A 10,119-nucleotide genomic window follows, 5' to 3' on the forward strand; every position below is an offset into this window, starting at 1 on the left:
ACATGGATCCGCGCCCCACAGTGCTTGACTGAAGATCACTACAGTGCCCGACCGACGATCGCCGACCAGGTCACCGGCCAGCCACCGGCCGGATCGCTGGTCGGGTCACCGGCCGGATCACTGGCCGGATCACTGTGCGCGGTACATCTCCGCGACCAGGAAGGCCAGGTCCAGGGACTGGCTGCGGTTGAGCCGGGGGTCGCACGCCGTCTCGTAGCGCTGATGCAGATCGTCGACGAAGATCTCGTCGCCACCGCCCACGCACTCCGTGACATCGTCACCGGTCAGCTCGACATGGATACCGCCGGGGTGGGTGCCCAGCTCCTTGTGGACCTCGAAGAAGCCCTTGACCTCGTCGAGAACGTCGTCGAAGCGGCGGGTCTTGTGGCCGGAGGCCGCCTCGAAGGTGTTGCCGTGCATCGGGTCGGTCACCCAGGCCACGGTGGCACCGGACGCGGTGACCTTCTCGACCAGCTCCGGGAGCTTGTCGCGGACCTTGTCGGCGCCCATCCGGACGATGAAGGTCAGCCGGCCCGGCTCGCGATCCGGGTCCAGCCGGTCGATGTACGTCAGCGCCTCGTCGACCGAGGTCGTCGGGCCGAGCTTGATGCCGATCGGGTTGCTGATCTTCGAGGCGAACTCGATGTGCGCCCCGTCGAGCTGGCGGGTGCGCTCGCCGATCCAGACCATATGGCCCGAGACGTCGTACAGCTGCCCCGTACGGGAGTCGGTGCGGGTGAGCGCCGACTCGTAGTCGAGCAGCAGCGCCTCGTGGGAGGAGAAGAACTCGACCGTACGGAACTCCGCCGGGTCGGTGCCGCACGCCTCCATGAAGTTCAGCGCGTTGTCGATCTCCCGGGCGAGCTGCTCATAGCGCTGGCCGGAGGGGGAGGACTTCACAAAGTCCTGGTTCCAGGCATGCACCTGGCGCAGATCGGCGTAGCCGCCGGTGGTGAAGGCGCGCACCAGGTTGAGCGTCGCTGCGGACGCGTTGTACATCCGCTTCAGCCGCTCGGGGTCCGGGATCCGCTCGGCCTCGGTGAAGGCGAAGCCGTTGACGGAGTCGCCCCGGTAGACGGGCAGGGTCACCCCGTCGCGGGTCTCGGTCGGCTTGGAGCGCGGCTTGGAGTACTGGCCCGCGATCCGGCCGACCTTCACGACGGGCACGGATGCCGCGTACGTCAGCACCGCGCCCATCTGGAGGAGGGTCTTCAGCTTGGCGCGGATGTGTTCGGCGCCGACGGCGTCGAACGACTCGGCGCAGTCGCCGCCCTGGAGCAAGAACGCCTCGCCCCTGGCGACGGCACCCATCCGGGCGCGCAGCTGGTCGCACTCACCGGCGAAGACGAGCGGGGGATAGCCTTCGAGCTCGGCGATCACATCGCGCAGAGCCTCGGCATCCGGGTACTCGGGCTGCTGCGCCGCGGGCAGGTCGAGCCAGCTCGCCTTGGCGGCGACGGCGTGGGAATCAGCGTTCACGGTCACGGCGTCAACAGTACGGGGTTGTCGTGCACGCATTCGCCCACCGCCCATTAAATGAGACGAGTGGTCCAGCATGCCGACACGCCGGGCCGTGCGGTAGGGTCGGCGCATGCTCGCGCACCTCAACCAGAACTGGTGGTGGACCGCTTATCCGGCGGCCCGCTGACTGCGCGTATCCACTGACTCGCGAAGGCCGCCCCAGGGGCGGCCTTCGGTGTTTCCTGGCCCCGGGCCGCCCCTCTCCGACACCCGTACGAGAGGGACCACCGTGCATCTGTCCGATCTGCTCCACGATCACCGCCCCTTCGCCCTGTTGCGCCGCCGCACCCCCGGGCATGACCATGACACCGTCGAGGTACTGATCGGCGCCGTCCACGAGGTGGGGACACTCGCCGAGATCCCGCTCGGTGAGCGGCCGGTGCTCGCGCTGGTCCCGTTCCGGCAGATCAGGGAGCGCGGCTTCGACGTACGCGACGACGGCACCCCGCTGAGCGTGCTGGTCGCCGACGAGTCGTACACACTCCCGCTCGCCGACGCCCTGGCGTCGCTTCCCGCCCATGACGTACGGGTCGAGGACGGGGCCTTCGACATCGGCGACGAGGAGTACGCGCGGGTCGTCCGCCGGGTCGTCGACGAGGAGATCGGCAGCGGCGAGGGCGCGAACTTCGTCATCCGCCGCACCTACACCGGCCGGGTCCCCGGCTTCGGACCGGCCGACGCGCTCGCCCTGTTCCGGCGGCTGCTGACCGGGGAGCGCGGCGCGTACTGGACCTTTGTCGTCCGGACCGGGGAGCGCACCCTGGTCGGCGCGAGCCCCGAGGTGCATGTGCGGATGACCGGGGGCCCCTCGGACACGGACAGCGGCGGCCCCTCGGACGCGGACAGCAGCGGTCCGGCGGACGCGCACGGCGGCGGTCCGGCGGGCGGGACGGTGGTGATGAATCCGATCAGCGGCACCTTCCGCTATCCGCCCGAGGGCCCCGACGCCGAAGGGCTGCTCCGGTTCCTGGCGGACCCCAAGGAGCGCGACGAGCTGTCGATGGTCGTCGACGAGGAACTGAAGATGATGTGCACCGTCGGCGACATGGGCGGGGTCGTGGTCGGACCCCGGCTCAGGGAGATGGCCCATCTCGCGCACACCGAGTACGAGCTGCGCGGACGCTCCTCGCTCGATGTACGGGAGGTGCTGCGGGAGACCATGTTCGCCGCGACGGTCACCGGCTCCCCCGTCCAGAACGCCTGCCGGGTCATCGAGCGCCATGAGGCCGGGGGACGCGGCTACTACGCGGGCGCGCTCGCACTGATCGGCACGGACGCGGACGGCGCGCGGACACTGGACTCCCCCATTCTGATCCGTACCGCCGACATCGACGCCGACGGGGCCTTGCGGGTATCGGTAGGGGCGTCGCTGGTACGGCACTCCGACCCGGCGAGCGAGGCCGCCGAGACCCGGGCCAAGGCGGCCGGGGTCCTGGCCGCGCTGGGGGTGCGCCCCGGGCGGCCGGAGGAGCACACGCGCCGCCCCCGGCTGGCGGACGACCCCCGGGTGCGGGCCGCGCTCGACGCGCGCCGGGCCGATCTGGCGCCGTTCTGGCTGCGGATGCAGGAGCGGTCCGACAGGCTGTCGGGCCATGCGCTGGTGGTGGACGGCGAGGACACGTTCACCGCGATGCTGGCCCATGTGCTGCGCTCGACGGGCCTGGCGGTGACGGTCACCCGATTCGACACACCAGGTCTGCGGGAGTCGGCACTGAACCACCCCGGTCCGGTGGTGCTGGGCCCCGGCCCGGGTGACCCGGCGGACCTCACCGACCCGAAAATGCGCTTCCTCAGGGGGCTCACCGCCGATCTGCTGCGGGAACACCGCCACGGCGTACTGGGCGTCTGTCTCGGGCACGAGCTGCTGGCGGCCGAGCTGGGTCTCGGGCTCGTACGGAAGGACACGCCGTACCAGGGGGCCCAGGAGCGGATCGACTTCTTCGGGCGCGCGGAGACCGTCGGCTTCTACAGCAGCTTCAGCGCGCGCTGCGACGAGCGGACGGCCCGGGAGCTGGCGGCCCGGGGGGTCGAGGTGGCGCGCGACCCGTCGACCGGCGAGGTCCACGCGCTGCGCGCCGACGCCTTCGCTTCGGTGCAGTTCCACCCGGAGTCGGTACTCACGATGAACGGGCCCGGCGTGGTCGCGGAGCTGCTGGCTCCGCTCGCCGCCCGGCCGCCCGGGACGCGGGATACGCGTCGGGACACGCGTACGGAGAGCCGGGCAGCCGCGCGGGAAGCGGGACCGGCGCTCCTGGAACCGGCGCCGGAGCCGGGGTCCGACCCCCGGTCATGACGGGGGGGCCGGCCGCCGGTACGGGGATGTTCCCGGTGCGGCGGCCGGCCGGGCCGGGTGGGCCCGGGCCGACCGGCCCAGCGGGTCAGTCACCCAGGTGCGCGTGGGTCAGCCGAAGAACACGCCGACCTCTGCGTACAGCTTGGGGTCGACCGTCTTCAGCTTGGCCGTCGCCTCCGCGATCGGTACGCGCACGATGTCGGTGCCGTGGAGAGCGACCATCTTGCCGAAGTCGCCGTCCCGTACCGCGTCGATCGCGTGCAGTCCGAAACGGGTGGCGAGCCAGCGGTCGAAGGCGCTCGGGGTGCCCCCGCGCTGAACATGGCCGAGAACGGTGGTGCGTGCTTCCTTCCCGGTCCGCTTCTCGATCTCCTTCGCGAGCCATTCGCCGACGCCGGAGAGCCGGACGTGCCCAAATGAGTCGAGCGAGCCGTCTTTGAGCACCGCGTCGCCGTCCTTGGGCATTGCGCCCTCGGCGATCACCACGATCGGCGCGTAAGTGGCCTTGAAACGCGAGGTCACCCAGGTGCAGACCTCATCGACATCAAAACGCTGCTCGGGAATGAGGATGACATTGGCACCGCCCGCGAGCCCGGAGTGCAGGGCGATCCAGCCCGCGTGCCGCCCCATCACCTCCACCACCAGAACACGCATATGGGACTCGGCGGTGGTGTGCAGCCGGTCGATCGCCTCGGTGGCGATGCCGACCGCGGTGTTGAATCCGAAGGTGTAGTCGGTGGCGGACAAATCGTTGTCGATGGTCTTGGGAACACCGACACAGTTGATTCCGTACTCGCCGTGCAGACGGGCCGCGACCCCGAGTGTGTCCTCGCCACCAATGGCGATCAAGGCATCTACCTCGCCTTTTTCAAGATTCTCCTTGATCCGGCGGACACCGTTCTCCGCCTTGAGTGGGTTGGTGCGCGAAGATCCGAGAATGGTGCCGCCGCGGGGGAGGATGCCGCGTACGGCGGCGATGTCGAGCGGGACCGTGTCGCCTTCGAGCGGCCCGCGCCATCCGTCGCGGTATCCGACGAACTCGTACCCGTACTCCTGGACGCCCTTGCGGACGACTCCACGGATCACGGCGTTGAGGCCGGGGCAGTCGCCGCCCCCGGTCAGTACTCCTACGCGCATTGGTTCTTCCCTTCGCCTGGAAAGCCCTGTGCCGCTCACGCTAATGGTGAGCAAGGTCACCGCGGGATGGGAAGGAAGGTCAATTCCTGCGCGGCCTGGGGTGTTTCGGCCTCCGCTGGGAATTGCCATTCACTCGTACGAGCGGGGTGGTAGGGGCACGCTCCCGGCGGCCCGGTCACCGGCTGTTCTCCCCGGCGCGCGCCGGGGAGAACCGGCGCGCGGGAACAGTGCCCGGGCGCGGGCGTGTTGTGGCGCAGGGGTACGGCGCGGGCATGCCCGAGGCGCGGGGGTACGGACGCGGGCGCAGGGGTACGGGCGGCGGGCGTACGGACAGGGGAACGGGCGCGGGCGTACAGGCGCAGGCGTGCCCGAGGCGTGCGCGGGGGTGTCCGGGTGCAGACGTACAGGCGGCGGGTGGTTCAGGCGTCGTCGAGGCCGCGCTCGATCGCGTACCGCACCAGCTCCACGCGGTTGTGCAGCTGAAGCTTGCCGAGGGTGTTCTGCACATGGTTCTGGACGGTCCGGTGGGAGATCACCAGCCGCTCGGCGATCTGCTTGTACGAGAGCCCCTTGGCAACCAGCCGCAGCACCTCGGTCTCCCGCTCGGTGAGCCGCGGGGCCTTCGGCTCGCCCGCCCCCGCGGCGGGTGCCGGCTCGGAGGCGAGCCTGCGGTACTCACCGAGGACCAGCCCGGCGAGACCGGGGGTGAAGACGGCGTCGCCGACGGCCGTGCGGCCCACGGCGTCGGTCAGTTCGTCCGTACTCGCCGACTTGAGGAGATACCCGGTCGCGCCGGACTTCACGGCCTCCAGCACATCCGCGTGCTCACCGCTCGCGGACAGCACCAGCACACGCAGGCCGGGCAGCGTGCCGACCAGTTCCTTGCACACCTGGACGCCGGGCATCGCGGGGAGGTTGAGGTCCAGGACAAGGACGTCGGGCCCCGCCGCCTTGGCACGGCGCACGGCCTGCTCGCCGTCGCCCGCCGTCGCGACGACGTTGAACCCCGCCGCGCTGAGATCGCGGGCGACCGCGTCCCGCCACATCGGGTGGTCGTCCACGACCATGACCTTGATCGACTGCCGGTCCGTCATCTGCTGTCCGCCTTCCCCCGGTGGAACCCGTGGATCTCGCTGGCCTTGCCTGTCTCGTGCACCTTGCCTGTCTCGTGCACCTTGCCCGTCGCGCCGGCCTTGCCGGTCGGACATGTCTTGCTGGTCCCGCTGGTCCCGCTGGTCCCGCCGGACCGGTGAACCCATGGGTGCCGTCCGCCCCGGCATCGCGCCGCCGGGTCCGCGGCATGCGCATGGTTCGCGGTGTTCATGGCACTCGCGGAACTTTCAGTTCGACCTCGGTGCCCTGCCCCGGCACCGAGATCAGCTCGGCGGTGCCGCCCAGGTCCCGCAGCCGCCCCCGGATCGAGAGGGCGACTCCGAGTCTGCCCTCGCCCTCCGCCTGGGCGAGACGGCCCTCAGGGATGCCCGGCCCGTCGTCCCGTACCGTCACGATCACCTCGTCGGGCCAGTCCTCGACCAGGATCCAGGCGCGGGCGCCGTCTCCCGCGTGCCGCCGCACGTTGTCCAGGGCGGCGCTGACCGCCGCGGCCAGCTCACGCGCCGCACCGGGCGGAAGCAGCACGGGCGCGCCCGGTTCGGAGAACGTCACCTTCGCCCCCGCGTGCCGTGCGAGCAGCGACCGCAGATCGCACGGTCCCATCCCATCGACCTCGCCGCCCTCGCCGCCCTCGCCGCTCCCGGCGCCCTCACCGACGACCGCCGCTTCGTCCTCATCGTCCTCGACGGTACGGACGACAGCGCCCATCGAGGCGTCCTCGGAGATACGGGTGGTGGGGACCAGACCGCTGGAGACCATCGTCCGCAGGGCGACCTCCTGCTCCCCCGCCAGCCGCCCCAGCTCCGCCGCCTCACCGCCGAGCGCCGTACCGCGCCGCTGCACCATGGCCAGCACCTGGAGCACGCTGTCGTGGATGTCCCGGGCCAGCCGCTCCCGCTCCCGGGTCGCCGCCTCGATCTCCAGGGCGCGGGCGAGGGTGCGCTCGGAGGCGCGGGCGACCTCCACGACGTAACCGATGGCGATGGAGGCGACCCACACCAGCAGCACATTGTGGAAGGTGTCGCGGCTGGGCTGGCCGCGCTCGACGATATTGGCGACGGCGACGAGGGTGGACGCGAACGCCGCCCAGCGCCATCCGCCCTTAAGGGCGAACGCGAGCACCGAGCCCGCCGTCCATATCGAGGGCAGCGTCGGGCCGTCGATCTGCTGGGCCTGGACGTCGGCGAGCGGGGTGAGCATGATGCCGGTGAGCGCGATGGTGAGGTCGATGCCCAGGAACCGCTTCGTGCAGTGGACGGCGCCCGACACCTTGGGCAGGGTCGCCAGCGTCCACACCGCCATCACGGTGAGGAACGCGGCCGCCACCCAGGGGCGCTCGAACTTGTCGTGGGTGAAGACGAAGAGAAGTACCGCGTAGAGCATGGTCAGTACGCGGTAGGCGGTGAGCGCGCGCCACAGCGGCAGCTCCACCGACATCCGTACGACCCGCTCGCGTCCGACGCGACCGCGCCTGCCCGCTTCCCCCATGGCTCGCTCCCCCCGGTCCCCCCGGAACGACTGCCGGCCGGCCTAGGCCGCCGGCCTGCCCGTCGTTCCTGTGTCTCGCGTCCCGACCGTACTGTCCGTCCCGAGCCTGTTGTCGTTCCCGACCGGGTTGTCCGTCTGATGCGTCCCGGGCTCCTGCGCCTCAGGCTGTTGCGTCTCGGGCGCCCTTTGCACCTCGGGCTCCCCTTGCGTCTCGCGTGCTGCCTCGTGCGAGGGACCGGGCTCACCGGCCGGGTCGGGCCTGCCCGCCGTCTTCGCCGTCTTCGTCGCCTTCGCGGCTTTGTCGGCGGCCGACTTCTCGTCGGCGATGCGGCGCTTGGCCGCCGTCGCGTAGATGTCGACATACTCCTGACCGGAGAGCTTCATGATCTCGTACATGACCTCATCGGTCAGCGAGCGCAGAATGAAGCGGTCGCCCTCCATACCGTGGTAGCGGCTGAAGTCGAGCGGCCTACCGATCCGGATGCCCGGGCGCATCAGCTTGGGCACCACCTTGCCCGGCGGCTGGATCTTCTCGGTGTCGATCATGGCGACGGGGAGCACGGGAGCGCCGGTGGCGAGCGCCACGCGCGCGAGGCCGCCGGGCTTCCCCCGGTAGAGCCGTCCGTCCGGGGAACGCGTGCCCTCAGGGTAGATACCGAAGAGACCGCCCTGTTCCAGCACCTCGATCCCGGCCTTGATCGCCGCCTCACCCGCGCCGCGCGCGCCCGAGCGGTCGACCGGAAGCTGTCCGACACCCTTGAAGAAGGCCGCTGTCAGCTTTCCCTTGACTCCGGGTGAGGTGAAGTACTCCGCCTTCGCGATGAAAGTGACCTTGCGGTCGAGCACAGCGGGGAGGAAGAAGGAATCGGAGAACGAGAGATGGTTGCTCGCCAGGATCGCCGGGCCGTCGGCGGGAACGTTCTCCAGGCCCTCCACCCAGGGCCTGAAGGCAAGCTTCAGCGAGCCTCCGATGGAGAACTTCATAGCGCCGTAGATCAACTCGAATGCCTCCTGTTGCTGTCGAACAGACCTTAACCCGACGTGACCGCGTATCCCCGTGCTCGGCGGTCTGTGGATCTGGTCGGTGTCAGTCCGGTCGCGTACGGTGAGTACATCCCCGGTCAACGCGTCCCGCTTCGCGCAGAGACCTCACGCATAGAACAGGAGACCCCGGTGCCGGTCCTTCCCGGAGCCGAGCCGTACCGCCATGAGGGCGGAGAGGTCGGCGTCCTTCTCTGTCACGGATTCACCGGTTCGCCGCAGTCGCTGCGCCCCTGGGCCGGGTATCTGGCGGAGCGCGGGCTCACGGTGTCGCTGCCGCTGCTCCCCGGGCACGGGACGCGCTGGCAGGACATGCAGATCACCGGCTGGCAGGACTGGTACGCGGAGGTGGACCGTGAGCTGCGGGAGCTGATCGCGCGGTGCGACCAGGTCTTCGTCTTCGGGCTCTCCATGGGCGGGGCGCTCGCCCTCCGGCTGGCCGCGAAGCACGGGGACGCGGTGCGGGGCGTCGTCGTGGTGAACCCGGCGAACAAGGTGCACGGCCTCGCCGCGAGCTGTCTGCCGGTCCTGCGGCATCTGGTGCGGACCACCTCGGGGCTCACCAGCGATATCGCCAAGGAGGGCGCGGCGGAGCTGGGGTACGACCGGGTGCCGCTGCACGCGGCGTACTCACTGCGCGCATTCCTCCGGCTGGTCGACGGCGAGCTGCCGCAGGTCACCCAGCCGATGGTGCTGCTGCACAGCCCTCAGGACCATGTGGTGCCGCCGGCCGACTCGGCCCGGATCCTCGGCCGGGTCTCCTCCACCGATGTGCGGGAGATCCTGCTGGAACAGAGCTACCACGTCGCGACGTTGGACCACGATGCGGAGCGGATTTTCGAGGAGTCTCACGCGTTCGTCGGACGGTTCGCTCCACAGGTCGGGACGAAGGGGAGCAGTGCCGGTGGCTGAACACGACGCGGATCGGGAACCGCAGCCCATTGACGAGGAGGCCGCCTGGGCCGCCATCGTCGCGGGGTACGGGGAGGAGCCGGCGGACCCGCCGGGCGCCAAGCCGTTCAAGTCGGTGGAGGACCTCGCCCTGCTGGAGGCCGAGGTGAACGAGACGCCGAAGGGGAAGGCGGGCGAGCCGTCTGCCGAGCCCGAGCCTGAGCCCGTGCCTGATGCGGCTGCCGACGCGGATACCAAGGGCGACGAGGGCAAGCCGGCGCTGGGCAGTTCCGTCACCTTCGCCCCAGGTGTCGGTGGCGGCGGCCCCCGGGACTACTCGGTCGCCGAGGCCAAGGACGACGACCTCGACGAGAGCGACGAGGGACACTTCGTACCCCCCGAGCCGCCGCCGCTGCCGGAGGCCGATGTCACGGCCAAGTTCGCCTGGCTCGCGGTGGTCGGCGGTCCGGTCCTGATGCTGGTCGCCGTGCTGTTCGGCTGGCACATGACCTGGTGGCTGACCACCCTGTGCGTCGGTGGCTTCCTGGGCGGCTTCGTCACCCTGGTGGCCCGGATGGCGCACGGCGACGACGAGGACGACGACCCGGGCCGGGGAGCGGTGGTCTGACGCTCCC

Annotated in this window: 8 protein-coding genes and 1 pseudogene; 4 read left to right on the forward strand and 5 right to left on the reverse strand. The window is 70.6% G+C overall.

Annotated elements, in window-relative coordinates; translation table 11 throughout:
* Window positions 1–129: 129 nt before the first annotated feature.
* On the reverse strand, window positions 130–1,485 hold the full coding sequence (locus tag ACWF94_RS22710) for a class II 3-deoxy-7-phosphoheptulonate synthase (protein ID WP_453491299.1): 1,356 nt from the start codon (window positions 1,483–1,485) through the stop codon (window positions 130–132).
* A gap of 106 nt (window positions 1,486–1,591) precedes the next feature.
* On the opposite strand from ACWF94_RS22710, the gene ACWF94_RS22715 reads away from it, so the two are divergent.
* The gene (locus ACWF94_RS22715; RefSeq protein WP_453491320.1) at window positions 1,592–1,648 is read left to right on the forward strand and encodes a trp operon leader peptide; all 57 of its coding nucleotides are present in this window, start codon (window positions 1,592–1,594) and stop codon (window positions 1,646–1,648) included.
* A gap of 102 nt (window positions 1,649–1,750) precedes the next feature.
* Entirely contained in the window at window positions 1,751–3,814 is a 2,064-nt protein-coding gene (locus tag ACWF94_RS22720) for an anthranilate synthase family protein (RefSeq protein WP_453491302.1), read from the forward strand.
* Between the two features lie 108 nt (window positions 3,815–3,922).
* On the opposite strand, the gene ACWF94_RS22725 is transcribed toward ACWF94_RS22720, so the two are convergent.
* The 4 genes and pseudogenes from ACWF94_RS22725 to ACWF94_RS22740 form a co-directional block, all read right to left on the reverse strand.
* The gene (locus ACWF94_RS22725) at window positions 3,923–4,951 is read right to left on the reverse strand and encodes a 6-phosphofructokinase (protein ID WP_453491305.1); all 1,029 of its coding nucleotides are present in this window, start codon (window positions 4,949–4,951) and stop codon (window positions 3,923–3,925) included.
* 419 nt (window positions 4,952–5,370) lie between these two features.
* The gene (locus tag ACWF94_RS22730) at window positions 5,371–6,045 is read right to left on the reverse strand and encodes a response regulator (RefSeq protein ID WP_453491308.1); all 675 of its coding nucleotides are present in this window, start codon (window positions 6,043–6,045) and stop codon (window positions 5,371–5,373) included.
* Between the two features lie 226 nt (window positions 6,046–6,271).
* Window positions 6,272–7,552 carry a MacS family sensor histidine kinase gene (gene macS, locus ACWF94_RS22735; RefSeq protein WP_453491311.1) on the reverse strand — a complete coding sequence of 427 codons (1,281 nt, stop codon included), beginning with the start codon at window positions 7,550–7,552 and terminating at the stop codon, window positions 6,272–6,274.
* A 278-nt stretch (window positions 7,553–7,830) separates the two neighbouring features.
* Window positions 7,831–8,551 (reverse strand): annotated as a pseudogene (locus ACWF94_RS22740) (lysophospholipid acyltransferase family protein); the annotation flags it as partial.
* 174 nt (window positions 8,552–8,725) lie between these two features.
* Here ACWF94_RS22740 and ACWF94_RS22745 point away from each other — a divergent pair.
* Both ACWF94_RS22745 and ACWF94_RS22750 read left to right on the forward strand, forming a co-directional pair.
* Complete coding sequence (locus ACWF94_RS22745; protein WP_453491314.1) at window positions 8,726–9,505, forward strand: alpha/beta hydrolase; 780 nt, start codon at window positions 8,726–8,728, stop codon at window positions 9,503–9,505.
* The gene (locus ACWF94_RS22750; RefSeq protein WP_453491317.1) at window positions 9,498–10,112 is read left to right on the forward strand and encodes a hypothetical protein; all 615 of its coding nucleotides are present in this window, start codon (window positions 9,498–9,500) and stop codon (window positions 10,110–10,112) included. The genes ACWF94_RS22745 and ACWF94_RS22750 overlap by 8 nt, the downstream gene beginning before the upstream one ends.
* Window positions 10,113–10,119: the final 7 nt, after the last annotated feature.

It is taken from the genome of Streptomyces sp. NPDC055078 (assembly GCF_053607985.1).